This is a genomic window from Candidatus Thiodiazotropha sp. AKIB8, assembly GCF_058244675.1.
The window spans coordinates 13,499-32,932 of the sequence record NZ_JBSYOO010000010.1 but is presented as its reverse complement, the minus strand read 5'-3'; the positions used below and the strand labels follow the sequence as shown (position 1 = coordinate 32,932).

Genomic DNA, 19,434 nt, shown 5'->3' with positions numbered 1-19,434 from the left:
TAATATCATGGCACCAATCTGGCACGCACAGTGAAGAAAATAACGCCCCGTTTATAATCATAGCTCTCAGACACACCATAGACACGATTCGTATCATTGGAGTCATTATCAATATAGCTGTAGCTACTTGAAAACATAACCAAGGGATTGAGATAGTATTTCAATCCAATACCCAATGACTGACTCACGTCTTCCCTACCCACATCCTGAAAGTCTGCAACACCACGATTGACATTGACGTATCCCAGAATATCCTTGCCGAGTTTCTGGTCAATCTGCAGATCGACATAAGTATATAGATAGCTTGAGGCGCCAACCTCAGTTGTTTCATTCTGTGTGCGCTCTACTTTTGCGGTAATCTTTGTCTTATTTGAGGGGTACCATCTAAGATCTAGTCCATAAATCAAAAGATTGACACTATCAAAACGGGAATCATCATAATCCTGGTTTATCTGCCCCAGATAAGCGTCTAATTTATTGCCTTTACCATATCGGCGGGACGCACCAATTATCAGGTTACTACCCTTCGAATCCCTGTTATATCCAAACTGGTCCTGACGATCCCCATAATCTCTACGATTCAAAATTGCCTGAGTATAGATTTCACTCCGACTCGATAAGCCATAGCTCAAGCGAGCCCCAAACCCTGATTCTGTACGATCACGATCGTCGTTATAGAGACTACCAACATTATCGTAGTCCAGTTGCTTATAGGTTAGACCGGCTTTAATGGAGGTCAGGTCGAATTTCTGATTAACACCAGCTTGAGCATCAATGAGATCATAGGTGGTAGGTTCATCAATTTGCAGACTGCCCCCCTCCTTGGAACCCCGGTTCTCATGATTGTGATTGTAACTGGCAGAGCTATAGAGTTGACGATCTGTACTGATCTCAAACTCAGCATTTCCATTCAGCCAATAGTCATCGTAGTCTTCAGATCCGTTGTCGGTGAAACGACCAAAATCAGCACCGCCATCTAATTCCAGGCTATGAGATTCCCATAGGGAGTCGACGCCCAGCCTTGGAGAGATCAAAGCAACCCAATCTGCCTCCTTGAGCCGTTTAGTCGCATAGATGTTGTTATCGTAGTAGACGGTCGCTTCAACCTCAGGAAGTATACGAAAATCATCAGTATAGAATCCCGGTTTTTTACGTGAATCCTGAGCAGGGGAACCAGCTGCACAGATAGCGGAGTTAATTTGTACAACTGCAGTCAGTGTTAGTAAACCCAGCTGAAGAAAAGTGGCAGTCACTGGTTTCATTGTCCTCATACCCCACGACTATTCCTATAATCCTTTCAAAAAGTATACATCCAAGTAACTGCTATGTATTGGTTTGTGAAACAGCTTGTAACAGATCTACATAAATATGTAGGGTTTAGCCTCTCTTTCCCGAAGACACCCCCTTCAAAAGTCAATATATTCTAAGCGTACTTCTCTGTGATGATCACCATACTCCTGGTTCTGGATGAAAAAACAGTCTCAGCAGGGCAGATTCGATTAGTGTTAGCAGGCCCTAGCGCATTGAACGTTCTTTCTGTTCTATACGTTTCAGAAATTTTTCAAAACTTTCTGTTTCGTCTAGCATCGTGCAGTGATTTAGTGACCCTCTCTCGGTGCCGATCGCTGCCAGTAATCTGTCCCTCACCCGCTCTGCCTGCTCCTGTCCTGTCTTTGGCATCAACAGGATAAAGGTTGAATTGTTCCAGCGGCACAGGTGGTCTTCTGAACGCAGATGCATCAGAGTAATGCGAGATATGTGGAAAATTTGAGCAATTGAAGTTACCTTGCCATCTTCTTCCATGCCCTGTAGTTTCAGGATCAACAGCGAGAGGGGATGACTGTGGCGTCGTGCTGCACTGATCTCTTTTTCCAGCAGGAGTGTGAATACAGATCTCTTCAAGGCTCCTGTCTCATCGTCGAGAAGCATTGGATCGAGCTTGGTGATACGGGTAAAACGTGCCCCCAGTACGAGGGAGATGTTTCCGAGGATTTTTGCAGCTATGCGTGGGTAAATGTGTGCGATACGTGCGAGGGCTGCACGGTCGAAACTCAACAGCGTAACCTGGCTCTGTGTGGTGACATCAGCCATGCGTGGCTGATCTGCAACGAGTGCAATCTCACCGAACATGTCACCAACCTGGATGGTATCTAGCACATTTTTTGAGCCATCTTCATGCTGCTTGGAAACGACTGCATCCCCATCGAGCATAATGTAAAGGTTCCGGCCCATGTCACCCTGACGTACTACGACCTCACCCGCCTGATGCTCGCTCATAGTACCAAGCAGTACTGCTTTACGAACCTGCAGCGCGCTCAGTCCACTGAACAGTTGGGACTCTTCAACCACCTCGCGCTTGAGCTTGAGTGACAATACATCCCACAGAGTGATAAGGCTGACGAAGCTCAATAACAGCGGAGTAAAGATAAAAGTCGCCACTACAGCGAGAAAAATGACAAATGCACTGAGCAACCCGAAATGGACGATAGGCGGGAAGTTTGATATCGCCATTACCGCGAAACCCAGTGCAAGGGCGACTGATGTGGTAAGGATGGGAATAGCTTCGTGACGAACTGTCTGGCGCAGGACATCTGCCTTGTCGGTCATGCGCTTTGCCAATTGGTTGTAGCGCATCATAAAGTGCATGGTGTCATCCACACAGATACCAAGTGCGATACTGGCTGTCATCGCAGTACCTGTATTCAGGGGAAGCCCAATCATGCCCATGGTACCAAATAGGATAAGTATCGGAAGTAGATTGGGCAGAACTGCTATCAAGCCAGCCTTGCTACTGAAGAACAGTACCGAGGTAATCATGAAAATCACGGCAATCATCAGCAGAAGTGATTGTAACTGCGCATCTATCATATAATCAGCTGCCTTGGCGGCCAATAGAGACTCTCCTGTGAGCTTGACGTTCAATCCGGGATCGACATCAGCTGCAATGTGGGCGCGAATCTTTTCAGTCCACTGATTGAGCTCATAGGATGACGTTACCCGGTGGCGAATAGCAATACGAGCCATACTGTGATCTTCCGACAGATAGCTCTTAACCTGATTGCGTTTAATAAACAACATATACTCGCGAACCATGGCATCGTCATCTGGCAGATAGAGCTCAGCGCTGTTATCTTCTTCCATTGCCACATGCATGAACGCGAGATAGTCGACAAAGGAAAGAGTTGAATCAGCAAAACCGGACTCGACCAGGTAACGCTGTAGACGCTCTATTTCCTCAAGATAATGTATCTGTAGAAAAGTACCTTCGATGCCGGAATCGAGCACGATGGACATGGTTTCCATGCCGGCAAGTTCAGATTGAATTGTCTGCAGGCGTTGTCTTAGTTCTGAATCTTCCTCGAAATAACCAAGTGTAGTGTTGTCAGGTTTCAACATTCCTATACCTGCGGCGGAAAGTGCCACTGCAACAATAATCAGTACAACTACGGTAGGTCGATTATGACTGACTATCTGATAGGTGCGCTCAGCTAACAGGGGAAGCAGACGGCGGTGGCCACGTTTTGCATTGTTGGTGGATTTTGTGCCAAATAGTTCGAGCAGAACCGGCACCAAACCAATCGTCACAAGGTAGTTTATCAGCAGGCCGCTGGAGGCAATCAGGCCAAACTGGCTAAGTAGCTTGATATCGTTGAGGGCTATCGATAGAAAACCCAGGTAGGTAGTGAAGAAGGTCAGGGTGATGATAGTGCCCATGTTACTGGCCATGTAATCTACTGCTGCACTCTTACGATGACCAGCATCACGTAGGGTGTAGTATTCTGAGAGCAGGTGGATATCTTCTGTTGAGCCAATGGTAATCAGTAGCGCTGGTACGATCACTGTCACCACATTCAGTGGGATTTCCAGTGCAGCCATAAGACCAAGCGTCCACAATACACTGATGCCAGCGGACAGGAGCGGAATTAGCATACCGCTTACACGACGCAAAGCCAGCGCCAGGGTGATAAGCAGAACAGCCAGAGCGATGGGTAAGGTGTGCCGCAGGTCTTGGTCTATACGTAGCGCGATCTCTTTGTTGAGAAAAGGCGTACCGAGCTGAAATGCATGCTCAAGCTCTTGCTGCAGGGTGGCAAGTTGGGCATCGATACTGTTTGACACGACTTCGGCTCTGGCTTCATCGAGCCCTGTCTGTAGGTAAAAAACAGCGGCCATAGCCTTGTGGCTGGGAGCCAACAGGTTACCTGTGACAAAGGGGTTCTTCAGCGCCTGAGAGAACAGTTGAGTGACTCTTTCCTGGTCTACCGGCACTTCTGCCAGATACGGGGTAGTGGTGACATCACCATTGACGCTGCGGATATGCGGCAAATTGAATAGGCTTTCTGAACGTTGAACGTCAGGTAAAGCCTCTATGCGATCCAATACTTGGCGTACAGCCTGTAGCTTTCCGGCTGTGGCCAACTGACCATCTCCAAAGTAGGCAATAATCACGCTGTCAGAGCCAAAATTCTCCAGCGTTTGTCGATAATAATCGAGATCGACATCATCCAAGACCAGCATATCACCAGTCGAGACATTGAATGTAAGTTTGTAAAGCTGATTGGCTGCCATCAGACTAACACCAACCAGTATCAGGAGAACCAGCCAGGGCAGTTTTGCAGCCTGGATGATCAGTTGTCGCAACGAACTACCCTGTTGCTGTAATCAGGATTGAGTTTAGACAGTAATTTCATAACTTCACTTGTCCCTGGGATCTCTATCGAAAGCTAATCTAAGAGCGGGCGTATCAGGTATTGATACAACCATACCACTTCGGGAGATCGATCATTTATTTCAACAGATAGTTTATAGTTTTACTATTGTCTATGGAGTCTGTATTTGGCTTCAGAAAATCGACAAAGCCGCAATGAACCGCCTCCCAAATAAAACCACATTCTCTCTTATGGCCCTACCTGTCAACTCCAGGTAGTAGGCTAGAGTGAATAAGATAGCTTATTACTTTTCCTGACACATAATGATGACTCAGTAGCGAGTCAACATCTGATTATGGAGATTGGCGACTCCTTCTGCTCGTGAAGATTTAACCACTACCATTTCATAGAGTAATACTGAACTCCCGACCATTCATCGGGAGTTCATCTCTGCAATATAATCCACTAAAACTTATAGGATGCTATCAGTCGTGTATGAGATTGTGTTCTATCAACGACACCATCATATTCGCTTGTGCGTTCGGCATGAAATAGTTTCAGCATCAGATCCTTTATCGGCTTGTAAACCAATACCAGGTCGATTTCATCAGCATCTGTTGTTGCCGCAGTGCCAGCACCACCGAAGCCAAGAGTATCTGATTGACCATAATTTGCATAATTAAGCATTACAAATAAGTTCTTCATGAAATTGTACTTTACGCCAAGCTTATATGCACTGACGTTCTCGCGATAAGCGTTGCGAGAAAAGATTGTACTTGTGTATGCAGGATCACCACCCCAAGAATTAAACATACCTGTGTCGCCACTCGATTTATTATATGCAGCAAAAGCCATCCAGCCCTTACCTTTCAATACAGCCTTAAGTCCAAAAAGATTGTAATCAATACCATCGGTAAACCCACGGAAATCCATCTCATCAATTAGATCACCAGTCTCGCTCTGGGTTAAGTATTGTGCTGAAATGCCAATTTTAAATTTATTAACTGGAAATCCGGCGCTGGCATCCATATAGAGTGTGTTTGAAATATCATCAGCATAATAATTCCAGGCTGATATTTTTACATTCTTCATTAAATCGTAGTTAACGCCGAGAACTGTAATGCCATTTGTATCTTCGTCAACGCCTATTGCAGCTTTTGAAACACTCAAAAATTCAGCTTGCTCTAAAGCAACGGGACTAAAAGATGCACCAGCAGTTCGTGTAGCCTCACCTATCAATCCATAGTCAGTCGCAGACCGCGCACCAAAGGAGATCTGAGTGACCTGATCTAAAGACAACTTTAATTTCGGAATAGCTGATGTACTGATACCGAAGGCCGTATGAAAATTCGGCATGGTACTATAAGTAATAGTTGTCAATGGAGTTTTATAAAGTTGTCGTCCACCATTAACCACAAATTTTTCATGCGTGTAGTTCAGATAGAATTCACCCATATGGGATTTTTCCTGGCCATCATCAGTTACAAACATACCACGTGCCAGTCGCTTATCAGAATCAGCAGCCGCATCAAAATCAGTCAAGTTAAACAAATCCCCAACATTGTAAAAGCCTACGCCTAATTTCAGGTCTTTCCAGGATGGAGTCAGGTATTTTAATTTAATCAAATATGCACTACCTTCAGATGGATCATAACCATTACCGGCATCACCCAGAATGTGCATCGCCTTGAGACTGAAATCAAGCTTCCCCACATCACCTGTCGAAGTTGAATCTTCTGCGGCAAATGCTTGTCCAAAAAACATAACAAGCATGACTAAATACAAGCTTTTTATTTTCATTGATTTCTCCTAAATACTAATTAAGCTGAGACTAGATAGTCAAACCATAGGGCTCAGTAACTACAAAATGGATAAATCAAATCACAAAAGAAGAATGATTTTTTAGTAGAAGCAGGATAGATAATAATCTGTAAGATTTGTCTGCAAAATCCCCATACTTGAAGTTGAATACTTACAAGTTACCACTCATGATTGAAAATTAGAGCACGAAACAGCATTGGTTAATAATAAAGAGACACTCTAGAAACCAGTGACTAATTTCAATATAAGAAATTACGTCTATCTATTAACGAGCAACTAACAAAAATAAAACTGCAGAACATATAGGATATATATTCATGGTCACGCTTTTTGCGATAGAGACGGGACATCCAAAAATAACCGCGTCTAGATTTATTGAAGCATCTATGGCGAAAGCAGTTGTAATACTTCTTTTAACTTTCGGATTATATAGTGTCATAATCAACAATAATTGAACATGCAAATATACTAATTCTTTGACCTATCTCAATTAATAAGATCATTTGCAATATAGAGAGGATTATTAACGATATTATTACCCCGAAAACTAACATATATCGTCTTCAGGGCTTCAATAGAGTTGATCAATAACTACCAGATAGTAAAGTGCAGCCTCTATTCCCCTAATTGAAACTTGGTTATTTTAATTTTTTTGATAAACATGAGGTTCCCTGGTTGACAGCCCTACCTCTTCAACACGATGTTCGATCTGGGTTTAGAGATACACAGCAGACAATAGCCACGACCTGGATTGATACCGGGCTTCTTATGATATTTCACCTCGCCTTCAACAAGCCTGGTCCGGCAGGAACCACACTCCCCTGCCCGGCAAAGGGACTCAACCTCAATACCTCTCGATTCAGCAAATTCCAGTAAAGACTCCTTTGTTCCAATCCAGCGATACTGCTTACTGCTTTCGCAAAAGGAGACAGTGATCTCTTGCTCATTTTCCACTGCCTCACCATTTACATCCGGCGAAAAAGTCGATACCTCAAAAGCGAAACTCTCCCCGGAATCGTAGAGTGCTTTTCCTCGTCGCGCGAGATAGCTAACCCCTATCGGAACTACCACAAGAACCAATATCATAATTATAATGGTGAAAACGTCCATTACATCTACCCTTCTCTGGCCTGACACAGGACTTCGTCAGAATGATTATCTATGCAATAGCTTAAGTAACCATGAAGTGGCTTGAGACTTTGATCACAAATATTTGCCTTGGAGGTTAGTTAATCTGCACCTTAGCCAATCTGTACCCCATACATCGAATATCTATGACCTGGTTAGTATCTATGATCTGGATCAATTAGATTTAACATACTGCTTATAGCAACAATGAAAATGCTATGTGACATAAACAAACTCGGGTATAGATATACTCCGGCATGAGACTAAATTTGTCTCAATTTTTTAAAAGGGTGACCGGTTACATACCAGGTTTAAGCCTCTCTTAAAAAACTTTTGTTTAAATTGTGCACAACAGCCCCTTCACTCTATATACTTTGCATACTCTTTTCTGGGGCAGTGGAGAGTTAATTGGCAGTGCACAAAGATTAGATCAATAAGCAGTTAAAGGAGTGATTAGTAAAATGAGTGATAGTGATCCAACATATCGGCGCTATGAAGATGGTGATGATGAGCATTATGACTGGGATAGTGATGTGATCAATCAAGGTGAGTCTTACGTCTGCCCCACCTATATCCAGCGCACGCCTCCTTGTCAAAATGTCTGCCCCTCTGGCCACGATATCCGTGGCTGGTTATCGATTGTACGTGGTCTGGATAAACCCAAGGACGGTATACCCTGGCAGCAGCACGCCTTTGAGCGATTGACTATGGCGAACCCTTTTCCAGCGATCATGGGTCGGGTATGCCCTGCCCCCTGCCAGGGAGGGTGTAATCGCAACACTCTGGACGGTCATGTTGGCATCAACTCAATAGAACAATATATTGGTGATTGGGCGCGGGAGAACAACCTGGCCTTCACCAAGCCTGAGACAGACTCCGGTAAGCGCGTGGCAATCATCGGTGGTGGTCCTGCCGGCCTTGCCGCCGCGCTGTTTCTGCGCCGTCTTGGTCATCGCTCAACCATCTATGAAGCCCATAGCGCTCTGGGCGGCCAGATGGTGTTCGGTATTCCTGGTTATCGTATTCCACGGGATGTACTGCAACACGAGACCCAACGTATCCTCGACGTAGGTGGTATCGATGTGGAACTTAATATCCGTGTAGGGCGTGACCTAGGGGTACAAGCGCTGGAGAAAGATTTCGATGCCATTTTCTGGAGCGTAGGCACTGTGTTTGGAAAGCCGCTACGTGTTGAAGGTGGTGCTGCACCAAACTGTGTGGATGGAATGACCTTTCTGAAGTCATTCAATGAGGGTTCCTTAAAATATCTGAACGGCCGCATCCTGGTAATTGGTGGTGGCGATACTGCGATGGACGTGGCCGCTGTGGCCAAGCGCATTGGTGAAGTGGCAAACCTCGATAGCTCTGAACGACCTGAGGCCGTTTTTGATGGCTCAGGCAGCCAGAGCAACGACCAGACAGCCAAGCGCTCCGATTCTGATTGCTGGCTGGTCTATCGCCGCCCCATTGCCAAGGCCCCCTGCACCAAGCATGAACTGGAGGCCTGTATCGCAGAGGGTGTGGAGATCCACGACAGCCTGGCACCACTTGAAGTGATGCTGGATGATCAGGGTCGTGCCTATGCCCTGAAAGTGCAACCGGTAGACTGGTCCAGCGGCAAAATGGAGGCCAACGGAGAACCATTCGAGATCAGCTGCGAGCTGATTGTTGCTGCTACCGGCCAGACCGGTGACTATGAAGGTATCGATGGCATTGCCAATGAGTGGAATCTAATCGATGCCGACCAGAGTATGCAGGTCAAAGGTAAGACCGGTCATTTCGTAGCTGGGGATGCTGTGAATCCACATCTGCTGACCACTGCTATTGGTCAGGCCTCTATAGCTGTTGAGGGTATTGATAAATATTTGAATGGCAAAACAGTGGATGACCGACCCAAGGTGGAAGGTCATCATTTCGATCTGTTACAGGAGTTGGCTGAGAAAGATCTCTCCCCGGATGAGTACAACCATGGCCAGACCTGGGGCACCAGCGACGCCAAGTGGTCTGTCCACAATTTTGAGAATCGTGCCGATGCAGATGTGGTCAAGAGTAGTGCAATGTTTACAGGGCACTTCTCATACGAGCCATTGAATACCAGGGATGAGGTGGATGTGAATACCTCCAATGTATTGGGAAGCATGATGGAGCGTTTTACTGGACTCTCAGAGGAGACTGCAATCAGTGAAGCAAAGCGCTGCATGAGCTGCGGTTTCTGCTTCGAGTGCGACAACTGTGTCATCTACTGCCCGCAGGATGCTGTTTACCGCGTAAACAAGAGTGAGCGCGCCATGGGACGTTATGTTGAGACCGACTATACCAAGTGCGTCGGTTGCCACATCTGCAAGGAGGTCTGCCCCACGGGTTACATCGAGATGGGCCTGGGTCAGTACTGACTATTGATGCCATGAAAAGCATCGTAAAGCAGAGATCACAGCTAGAAAAACTTACAAGTCATCAGTATTTTTAAATAGGTGGGGAGTGAAACTCCCCTCTCCCCTCGCGGGAGAGGGGCCGGGGGAGAGGGGGAGAATGACCACCCTATTTTCCCCAACAATCAGCAAGAAAAATATGAACGATCAATGCAGTTTTTCTCTTTCAACCACATGAAACGCTTTGCGTACACCCTCTCCCCAACCCCTCTCCCGTAAAGGGAGAGGGGCTTTTCAGATTTGAGAAAAAGTTAGATTCCTCATCATCAACAAAAATATTGAGTTTTGTGGGGGGCATTCTCAATCTCCTGATTACCAGTGATTGACCTTAATATGTGTTCTGAACAGAATCTTTGCGAGGATTCATTACCCCCACAAGTAAAGACAGCTCCTGATCATCCTATTAACCCTTCAACTGTCACTGTGATGTGCAATTACACCCTTGTAGACGATCGCAGAGACGTTACGGATGATCTCACTACGGGACCGAATCCAGGTTGTATAGTTCTTGGCCTTGCGCTGCTTTTCGATAACGCCGATCAAGATATAGGGGTATCGTTTGCCATCAGAACCCTTGACACTGAGGATACCCATGTCTCCGCACAACCGTGCAGTACTACCAGTTTTGTTGTATACCCGGGTACCTCTGGGCACTTCCGGCACGCCGGTATAGAGACGATCGGTTCCTGGCAGGGCCATCAAACGTTTGATCTCTTTCGCCCCCGCTATCTTTTTGTTCCAGATTGCATAGAGGAACCGGCCATAGTCATGCACAGAGGCTCGATTCTTATAGGTTCGCCCATTGGCTGGAATATACTCGACCAGAAGCGTCTCTTGAAAGATGCGTGGATAGTGACGTTTAAGAATCTTCTGTACGGTCTGGGGACCACCAACCTGCCTTATTACCCAGTTGGTTGAGGCGTTGTTCGAATGCTGAATCATGCGTTGCATGTGCCGTCGGCTTTTTGGGCCATACTTCAACTGCCCCTGTTTCACTTTATGAAAAAAGGCAGCAGCAATGAAAGGCTTAACCAGACTGGCTGCCTGGAACTGCACATCTTCATTGATCGTTACCAGCTTTTTACCTGTGGTGAAATCGAATACAGACCACCCAGTGCGCTCATCAGCAGTGATCTTCCCTCTGTTTCGTAATTCATCAATGTAGGCTTCTACAGCTGACTCAAGATGATTGATATGGCTGCTGCGACTCGCTCTCGGTGTAGGCGCGACTGCGGTTATGATCTTTTTGGGCAGGGGCGCTTCGCCCACTTTTTTCCAGTTACGTGACTTGATCGGACTGACTGCATCAAGCCCCTTTGCACGTAAAAGTTTTGAGTGCGATTTAACAACCCGCGCCGTACTCTCACTGCTACCATTTCGACTGTAAATCAGACCATAGAGATCATCCCTGGCAACCACTTTCAAATCTTTGGCCACACTCTGCCCCAACACATAGGAGACCTTGTCGCGATACTCCTGCACACTGCTGAGGTTACGTGACCACACATATGAGACATCATAGCCTTGGGCAGCCAGAGTTATCGTGGGCGTCGTGAGAGTGATACAGAAAGCCACTATGATGAAGGCAAAGGTTTTACGCATGATTCTGGCCAAGAAATATTTTATTGATATCAACCTATTACCAGACTATTTTAGAGTAAAATAGCGAGATTGAACAATTTTTTTAATTACTAATAAAATCAGCAATGTCCAACAAATAATTTCAATGTTTGTGGCGGTAGATTCATGATTTGGAAGATATATGGCAAATGGCCCACTCCCATCACCCAGGCGGTCTGTCATTACTTTCAAAGGTTAGCGGCTACAAGAGTAGATCAGCTCGGTGTAGCTGCGCTTGGCAGGAATGGGCTGGGCCGTTCCCTGTGCGCCACACCCTGATCTTAGCTATTTGTTAGCCATACAAATCAGACCATAAGTATCGGGATGGTTATGGCCTGGTTAGTAAGGCCTGCCCTGCTCCAGGTGAGACCACCCCAACTCTTTTGCCTTGGCCAAAGCCTGCGCGGGTAGATCAGTGGCTACGAACTGCTCATGCAACACCTGCACGCCCAGCATGTGGTTGAATACCGCATCCATAGTATTTCTGGTGGCGTCTGTGGTGTTGGGATCGTCATGCTGTTTAAACAGAGCTTCGATACCAGCGCGACTGAGAAGCCCGGCTGATTCGACCGCTTCAGGGTTCAGGTATTTGTCAGCCAGAGCCTGCATCGCCTGCCACTTCTTAGGATCGGTATGAGCCGGTGGCGCCATAAAGGCAAACTTCTCGCGTTCGTAGAGCACCTTCGGCAACAGCCCTTTCATCGCTTCACGCAGCACCCACTTCTCCTTTTTACCCTTGATACGCATAGAGGGCGGTAGGGTGGCGGCGAATTCAGCTAAATGGTGATCGAGAAATGCAGGACGGGCTTCCATCGAGTTGGCCATATCGACCCGGTCACCACCCCAGGTGAGGATCTGCCCCTCCAGCATGGTTTTGATCCAGACATATTGCGCGCGATCCAGGGGATGGCGACCTGCAAGACTGTCTGCATCGAGTGCCTCAGCGATCGCATCACCAGGTCGGTAATCCTTGAGCGTATTTGCCATATCCGGGTTGAGAATGCCCGGTACGAAAGAGGAACTGGACAACCAGGGCTGTAAGCAAGCGGGGGTGAAACCAATCTTCGCTGTCAAAGCTGGATCATCAATCTCGTTCTCTGCCAACATGGCACCTTTAAACAAGGCATTATTCTCATGCAACATTCGGCGCCACTCCTGCTGCTCTGCCTCAGGCAGATGGTCAAGGCCGTGCAGAAACAGGTCGTTGCGGAAAGCCGGGTATCCGGCAAAGAGTTCATCTGAGCCCTCTCCGGTGACCACAACTTTATAGTTAGCGTCACGCACATGGCGGCTCATTAAAAACTTGGCCACTGCCAGGGTGTTGTAAATCGTTCGCTCTGTGTGCCACAGGGTCTCTTCGAAATTGTCGTAGAGGTGGTCTGCGGAGAGCCGCAACACATCCTGATCAGCACCTGTGGCCTGGGCCATCTCGGTGGCGATCGGGGTCTCATCATACTGTGCACTGTCAAAGCCAATGGTAAAGGCCTTCACCGGTGACTGTTGAGCCGCTGATGCCAGCCCCAGAATGGAACAGGAGTCGATGCCACCAGAGAGATAGCAGCCTACTGGTACATCAGCCTCCAGGCGATGGTTGACCGCCTCTAACAGTTTGGCGCGTACACCTTCAATTGCATCCTCCTCACTGAGGTCTGCATGTACACCATCCTCTGGAAAAGGCATGTCCCAATAACGTTTGTCAGAAATTTCCAATTTATTGTTACGGCGACGGATAGTCACCACATGCCCGGGCTTGACCTGATGGATGCCGTCAAAAGCGGTGGAGCCAGGGACAATGGTCTGCATCAGCTGATGATAGAGGCCCTGCGGATCGAAACGACGTGGCACCTCAGGATGGGCAAATAGAACCTTGAGTTCGGAACCAAAGACCAGAGTCTCTCCTACCTGAGTCCAGTAGAGGGGCTTGATGCCAAAACGGTCGCGCACAAGATGCAGGGTATCTTCCTGCTTGTCGTAGAGGGCAAAGGCGAATTCACCACGCAGGTGAGTCAAGGTATCGGCCAGACCGTGACGCGGGTATAGGTGGAGGATGATCTCCGAATCACTCTTGGTCTGAAAGCGAGCCCCCCGCGCAGTAAGATCTGCGCGGATACGCTTATAGTCGTAGAGCTCACCGTTCTTGGTCAGCATCAACTGTTTATCTTCAGTAATAAAAGGCTGACGCCCCCGGTTCTCATCCAGATCGATTATTGACAGACGGGCGTGGCTGAAACCTATGCCCTGCATCGCCTGCCAACCAAAACCGTCAGGCCCGCGATGGTACTGAATGGCCGCCATCGCAACCAGGGTTTCTGGAGAGACCGGTTTGTCCCGATCAGCGTGAAAGATACCTGCAATACCGCACATGATTAAATATCCACTTAGCTGAATGTTTTGAGCATGGTCGAAAGCAAGGCCATGCGAATGAAGACAGCACCACGTGCCTGGGCGAAGTACCAGTTGTGCGCTGTGTCGTCCAAACTACGATCCAACTCAGCACCACGTGCAAGAGGATGCAAAATAATAGCGTCGGATTTGAAGTTGGAGTCGGCATTCAAAGTGTACTTTGTGCCGTGGGATTCGTAGCTGTCACCAGTCCAGGCAATGGCATTGATATAGACCACGTCAAGCTCAGGAAGCACACTCTGCATGTCGTCGGTGACACTGAGTTTCAGTCCAGATGCCTCCAACTCTTCCCGCTGACTGGGATCAAACATCTCACTGTCACTATTGCCCTCAGCGATGATCACTACCTCATCGATGCCCTGTGAAAACTGCGACAGGTAGATCAGCAAACTGCGTACTGTACGCATCCGGCTGGGGACACCGATGATACCAATACGTACACGACAACTGGACTCCCTGGCTACCAGCTCAGGCTTCCATTTGAGAAGGGCGTAGATATCGGCCATGGCTTGGGTGGGGTGCTCATCCAGGCCGTTTCCAGCATTGATGATAGGAATTCGTAGCGCTTCAAGCATCTCATACACAGCATCTTGATTGCTGTCACGCAGTACCACCATATCGCCGTAATGATTCAGCATCTCACCCACATCAAAGAGTGATTCACCCTTGGCAATACCAGTAGAGGCGGGATCGGTGATCGACATAATATCCCCCCCCAATCGGTGCCAGGCACTCTCGAACGAGAGACGAGTGCGGGTACTGGGTTCATAGAAAGCACTGATCAGAATCTTCCCGGTGAGTGGCCGGCTGATAATTGAAGGCTGGGTCTCAAAGCGCGCGGCCAAGCGGCAGAGTTGGATCAACTGCTCCCGGTTGAACTGACGCGATGAGATCACTGGTCTGTGGGCCAGTTCCAGGAGTGGTAACAGATCCTCCTCCACCACCTGCATCAGTTCATGGGGGCGCTCAAAGCCTTGTCTATCGAGTGTATCCTCTTCGATAGGATCTTTCAGGCGAGGGTCGAGATAACTATTCACCACAGCCTCCCACGACGCAGGTCCAAGAGCCAGAGCGCGATCAAAATGAATGGAATCAGCGCTGCGATGAAAGTAGCGCCGCCTACCAGGATAGAGAGAAAAGTGACGGATGCAGTCATACACCTGACTCCTGTCTTGCGGTGAGTTTGTCGGGATCAAGATCCTGCCAGTCAAAGTCCGCCGGCCTACTCCAGGTCGCAATCAATACGACGCTCATGGAGACAGCGGCAGAGACCAGCGCAGCCACATAGAAACCGACCTGGAAATAGGCAGTGAGTCCGGCAGCAGTACCAAGCACCATGGCCAGAGTGGCACCGGTCGCATTGGCTCTGGACCAGAAGAGACCGGTAGCGATTGGCCAGATGGTACTCGCCACAAAAGCTCCGGTGAAATGGAGTAGAGCCGCCAATGTAGTCAGCCTTGGCAGGCAGACCAGCCAGGTGGCGATACCCAGACCGATGATCACCCAGCGTGCTGCACGGGCCAGCATCTCCGGATCGGCATCGGGTTTGAAATGTCCCTTGTATATGTCGGTGAGGATCAGATCGGAGGTAGCTGCCAACAGCGAGTCAAGACTCGACGCGAGCGCAGCAAAGACGACGATAAAGACCAGTATCGCACCACCGGTGCCAAGCAATTCTGCGGCTACCATAGGGCCAACCATATCGGCAGCAGGTATGTTCAGATTCAGGGCTGGCGCACTCAGTGCGATAAATCCAGCGACGATCGGTATCGGAGCCCAGAAGAGACCAGCAACCAGATAGGCCTTGAAACCCACCCCCTCACGAAAGGCGAAAGCGCGGCTCCACCAGACGTTGGAGTGGAAGATCTCACCAACGCCGAAAAGCAGGTTATTGAAGAGGAACATGATCGCCGCAGGCATCAGCAGGTTGAGCAGCTCAGGGCGCTCCTTTTCAAGGGCCGTGTGCATGGTCTCGAAGCCGATCTTATCGATCGCCAGCCAGGCCAGCACCACGATACCGACCAGAATAATCAGGGTCTGCAGGAAATCTGTGCCGATGACTGCTCGCAGTCCTCCAAGCAGTGTATAGAGCACACAGATGAGCACGATCACGCTCATTCCAAACTGGTAGTCGATGCCAGTGAGGGCATGGATCAGAACACCACCGGCCATGCCCATGGAGATGAGCCAACCCAAGGCGTAAAAAAGAGAGATGGCGAGGAACACCCGCCAGGCAGTCTTGCCATAGCGAAGGCGGATAAAGTCACCGCTGGTAAAACCGCCAGGCATCAGCTGGCGAATACGACGCGCCAAAGGTGCGAAGAGCAACAGGCCGACAGAACCCAGGGAGTAACCTATCATGCCCCAAATACCCATCTGCAGAGCCAATTGCGGCGCTGCCATCGTGGTGTTGCTGGTGACCCAGGTAGCCATGGCGGTGGCGGTACCCAGCGCCATGCCAACTTTTCGCCCGGCCAGCATATAGCCTTCCAGATCTTTGTTGCCACGACCGAACCACCATCCAAGCGCTACCCATAGCAGACTGAAGACCGCAAGAATAAACCAGCCGGTAGAGGGGGATAGAATGGCGGAGTTGACGCTGTTCACAACGCTTTACGCGACTCAAATAGTGTTTCTAATTCGGCAATGGCCTCATTGGCATTGAGCACCCTGGCATAGCGATCTTTCATGGTGGTGATAGTCGCCTTCTGCAGCTCCGGGGTCACAGTGGCACAGCCGTCAGAGATCAAAGTGACATGGAAGCCGAGATCGCATGCATCACGGATGGCCGTGGAGACACACTCATTGGAGTAGACACCGGTAACATACAGACCGGTGATATGCATGTTACGCAGGATGTACTCGATATTGGTGGAATTGAAGACACCTGAGGCTGTCTTATTGATAATAATCTCATCCCCCTGGGGAGCCACGTCTTCAAGAAACTCAGCCTCTTTGGAACCTGGAGCTGCATGCAGGCCGAGTCGTTTGTGGCCTGCACTGCGATCACGTCCATCAGAGGTGTGAGATTGAATGCGGGTATGGATCACCTCCAGATCGAATCTGCGAAATGCCTCCTGTAGTCTGTTGACGCTGGGCAATACAGTGTACTTAAGCCGATCAAAATAGTACTCCTGGGCCTCCAGCGGCACCCCGGAAGCAGCGGCATCGGCAAAAACCCCGTAGCCAGGCGCTGCATCGAGATACTGCATATCGATACAGAGCAGCGCGGTGTCAGCATGGCGCAGAGAACTTTTTATTGCGGGAGTTTCAGTGATCGCCTCCCGATAGGTATTGCGTAAGGGATCGAGATTGACAAACTCACCGCCTGTCTCAATCGATTCTGCCAGTTTATCTTTTTGCATCATGGGCATTACTTCTTATCTTAGTTTTTTCAGGCTGCTAGCCGGGCCAAAGCGTTAAGCAAGGTGTTAGCGCCGGCTTCAATATCTTTCCAGGCCGTCCACTCTGCCGGGGAGTGGCTTCGCCCCTCCTTGCTCGGCACGAAAACCATACCTGCTGGTGCCATGGAGGCCATAATCTGGGTGTCATGCACCGCGCCACTGGGCATACGATGACTCTCCAGACCAAGATCCCGGGCTGAGGTTTCCACGGCAGTTATCACGCTACTGTGGCACTGTATGGGTTCAATAGTGCTAAGAACTTCGAATTCAAACATCAGGTCACGACGGCGAGCTATGGCCGAGAGAGCCCGGCGGTAAGCATCAGCCAAGGCTTCGAGCACCTGCTGATCGGTATCCCTGACCTCAAGCGAGAACTCGGCGATGCCAGGTACAACATTGGCAGCACCGGGGAAGAGTTCGACACGGCCGATAGTGGTTCTGCTACGGGGCGAGCCGTGCTCTTCCAGTACCCGGTCGACTTGACTGGCAAACTCGGCCAGCCCCTGGAAGGCGTCTTGGCGCATCTCCATTGGGGTGGTACCTGCGTGGTTGGCGGTGCCGATCAGGCGCACATTCCATTTAAAGAGTCCGGTGATAGCATCAACCGCACCAATCTGCATGCCTTGACGGTCAAGTACCGGCCCCTGTTCGATATGTAATTCCAGAAATGCCTTTATGCTGCCGGGATCGCGCTGGGCGGAGAGTGCATCCATAGCATTCAGCCCCTGCTGCTGCATAGCCTCGGTAAGGCGTATCCCATTCAGATCCTCAGCTGCGAGGATCGCTTCCGGTGTCAACAGGCCACACAGAGACTGGGAACCAAGTAGACCTCCAAACCGCCCCTCCTCATCGGAAAAGGCGACCAGCTCAACTGGGCTGCTTAGTGAAACATTCTGTTCATGCAGAACCCGCAGAGCTTCAAGACCACAGATAACACCCAGTGCGCCGTCCAGGTGGCCAGCTCCGGGGACTGTATCGATGTGTGAGCCGGTCATTACCACCGGTCGGTCATCAGTCCAGTTGAGACGTGCCCCCAGATTGGCGGCACCATCCTGGTAGAGACTCAGACCGGCAGACTCGATCTGTTGCGAGAGCCAGCGCCTTGCCTCCATATCCCCATCACTGAAGGCCATGCGGTAGATGCCGTGATCCTTTTCCCGACCGATATTGGAAAGGTCGTCCAGATTCTGCTTCAAGCGTTCGAAGTTGATGCGTAACTCACTCTCCATGCTTAGTGCCCCTTGCTGCCGCGAACAATCATAATCACTGTAGCAATAAAGACCACCAGGCCAACGCCGAAGAAGCTGAAGGCTCGAACCAGGCTATGGTGAGCAACTGTGACTTTACGTGGCTCGCTGCTGCCTGACGCCGCCTCTACCCGATAGGTATAGTCACCATCGGGCAAGCCGGTCATAACTCGCGCGGTATCCACACCTTGATAGATCAAATCAGACTGATCACCCCTATCGACCTGGAACAGACGGTAGCTCTCCCCCACCTCCCCCTTCCAGCTGAGATTAAAGGTGCCACTGGTGGAACGCTCAGGTGAAACCTCCAGCTCCACTGCAAATGAATTGACAGCGTTCAGCAAGAGTATCAGTAAAATCGTGATTCTGATGGCCACGGGGGATGACATAGCAGTTACGGTGTTAGCCGTATTGCCAGAGGTTAAGCTCGACTCAGCGCGATGACTTAAGCCATGCGAAAAGGAGATTGATGGTGAGCAGCGCATCGTCTTCCAGGCGACAAATATTTTATATTATCAGGTCGTTTTCATTGTTCAGGAGAAAGGCTTTGATTCGTTTCTGCCTGGCAATTTTAGGGGCGACAGCAACGTGACTAGTGAACATCATAAAGAATTTTCATGCCTAATTAAAGGATATGCTTATAAATCCCAGAACTACTACCCCTTTCATAAGACGGTATTTCCGTGTCACAATCAATCAATACCAAGTTAACCTCTGATGGAATAAAAGCCAG

12 protein-coding genes are annotated in these 19,434 nt (G+C 49.0%); 1 reads left to right on the top strand and 11 read right to left on the bottom strand.

All coding sequences use genetic code 11. The features are described 5' to 3' along the window. Positions 1–5 precede the first annotated feature (5 nt). From AC4IFB_RS01630 to AC4IFB_RS01615, 4 genes are all read right to left on the bottom strand, one after another. Positions 6–1,271 carry an outer membrane beta-barrel protein gene (locus tag AC4IFB_RS01630; protein WP_490779178.1) on the bottom strand — a complete coding sequence of 422 codons (1,266 nt, stop codon included), beginning with the start codon at positions 1,269–1,271 and terminating at the stop codon, positions 6–8. A gap of 244 nt (positions 1,272–1,515) precedes the next feature. Beyond that, entirely contained in the window at positions 1,516–4,641 is a 3,126-nt protein-coding gene (locus AC4IFB_RS01625) for an MMPL family transporter (protein WP_490779177.1), read from the bottom strand. A 473-nt stretch (positions 4,642–5,114) separates the two neighbouring features. Continuing rightward, positions 5,115–6,449 carry an OprD family outer membrane porin gene (locus tag AC4IFB_RS01620; protein ID WP_490779176.1) on the bottom strand — a complete coding sequence of 445 codons (1,335 nt, stop codon included), beginning with the start codon at positions 6,447–6,449 and terminating at the stop codon, positions 5,115–5,117. Between the two features lie 705 nt (positions 6,450–7,154). Then, positions 7,155–7,580 carry a 2Fe-2S iron-sulfur cluster-binding protein gene (locus tag AC4IFB_RS01615; protein WP_490779175.1) on the bottom strand — a complete coding sequence of 142 codons (426 nt, stop codon included), beginning with the start codon at positions 7,578–7,580 and terminating at the stop codon, positions 7,155–7,157. A gap of 479 nt (positions 7,581–8,059) precedes the next feature. Between AC4IFB_RS01615 and AC4IFB_RS01610 the strand changes: the two genes are divergently transcribed. Beyond that, positions 8,060–9,991, top strand: coding sequence for an NAD(P)-binding protein (locus AC4IFB_RS01610; protein ID WP_490775437.1), 1,932 nt, complete (start codon positions 8,060–8,062; stop codon positions 9,989–9,991). Between the two features lie 447 nt (positions 9,992–10,438). Here the strand turns inward: AC4IFB_RS01610 and AC4IFB_RS01605 are convergent, their stop codons facing one another. The 7 genes from AC4IFB_RS01605 to AC4IFB_RS01575 all read right to left on the bottom strand — a co-directional run bounded on the left by AC4IFB_RS01605 (position 10,439) and on the right by AC4IFB_RS01575 (position 19,078). Then, positions 10,439–11,629, bottom strand: a complete 1,191-nt coding sequence (locus AC4IFB_RS01605; RefSeq protein WP_490779174.1) for a serine hydrolase — start codon at positions 11,627–11,629, stop codon at positions 10,439–10,441. A gap of 357 nt (positions 11,630–11,986) precedes the next feature. Next, complete coding sequence (gene asnB, locus AC4IFB_RS01600; RefSeq protein WP_490779173.1) at positions 11,987–14,011, bottom strand: asparagine synthase (glutamine-hydrolyzing); 2,025 nt, start codon at positions 14,009–14,011, stop codon at positions 11,987–11,989. A gap of 14 nt (positions 14,012–14,025) precedes the next feature. Next, on the bottom strand, positions 14,026–15,063 hold the full coding sequence (locus tag AC4IFB_RS01595) for an aspartate/ornithine carbamoyltransferase family protein (RefSeq protein WP_490779215.1): 1,038 nt from the start codon (positions 15,061–15,063) through the stop codon (positions 14,026–14,028). Between the two features lie 139 nt (positions 15,064–15,202). Then, positions 15,203–16,657, bottom strand: coding sequence for a sodium:solute symporter family protein (locus AC4IFB_RS01590; RefSeq protein WP_490775440.1), 1,455 nt, complete (start codon positions 16,655–16,657; stop codon positions 15,203–15,205). Then, positions 16,654–17,415, bottom strand: coding sequence for a cysteine hydrolase family protein (locus AC4IFB_RS01585; RefSeq protein ID WP_490775483.1), 762 nt, complete (start codon positions 17,413–17,415; stop codon positions 16,654–16,656). The genes AC4IFB_RS01590 and AC4IFB_RS01585 overlap by 4 nt, the downstream gene beginning before the upstream one ends. 29 nt (positions 17,416–17,444) lie before the next feature. Further along, on the bottom strand, positions 17,445–18,683 hold the full coding sequence (locus tag AC4IFB_RS01580) for a Zn-dependent hydrolase (protein WP_490775441.1): 1,239 nt from the start codon (positions 18,681–18,683) through the stop codon (positions 17,445–17,447). A 2-nt stretch (positions 18,684–18,685) separates the two neighbouring features. Next, positions 18,686–19,078, bottom strand: coding sequence for a hypothetical protein (locus AC4IFB_RS01575; protein WP_490779172.1), 393 nt, complete (start codon positions 19,076–19,078; stop codon positions 18,686–18,688). Positions 19,079–19,434: the final 356 nt, after the last annotated feature.

Coding starts and splice junctions, on each gene's coding strand:
- asnB (WP_490779173.1), bottom strand. CDS start 14,011: ATGTGCGGTATTGCAGGTATCTTTCACGCTGATCGGGACAAACCGGTC.
- AC4IFB_RS01620 (WP_490779176.1), bottom strand. CDS start 6,449: ATGAAAATAAAAAGCTTGTATTTAGTCATGCTTGTTATGTTTTTTGGA.
- AC4IFB_RS01605 (WP_490779174.1), bottom strand. CDS start 11,629: ATGCGTAAAACCTTTGCCTTCATCATAGTGGCTTTCTGTATCACTCTC.
- AC4IFB_RS01630 (WP_490779178.1), bottom strand. CDS start 1,271: ATGAGGACAATGAAACCAGTGACTGCCACTTTTCTTCAGCTGGGTTTA.
- AC4IFB_RS01615 (WP_490779175.1), bottom strand. CDS start 7,580: ATGGACGTTTTCACCATTATAATTATGATATTGGTTCTTGTGGTAGTT.
- AC4IFB_RS01610 (WP_490775437.1), top strand. CDS start 8,060: ATGAGTGATAGTGATCCAACATATCGGCGCTATGAAGATGGTGATGAT.
- AC4IFB_RS01585 (WP_490775483.1), bottom strand. CDS start 17,415: ATGCAAAAAGATAAACTGGCAGAATCGATTGAGACAGGCGGTGAGTTT.
- AC4IFB_RS01580 (WP_490775441.1), bottom strand. CDS start 18,683: ATGGAGAGTGAGTTACGCATCAACTTCGAACGCTTGAAGCAGAATCTG.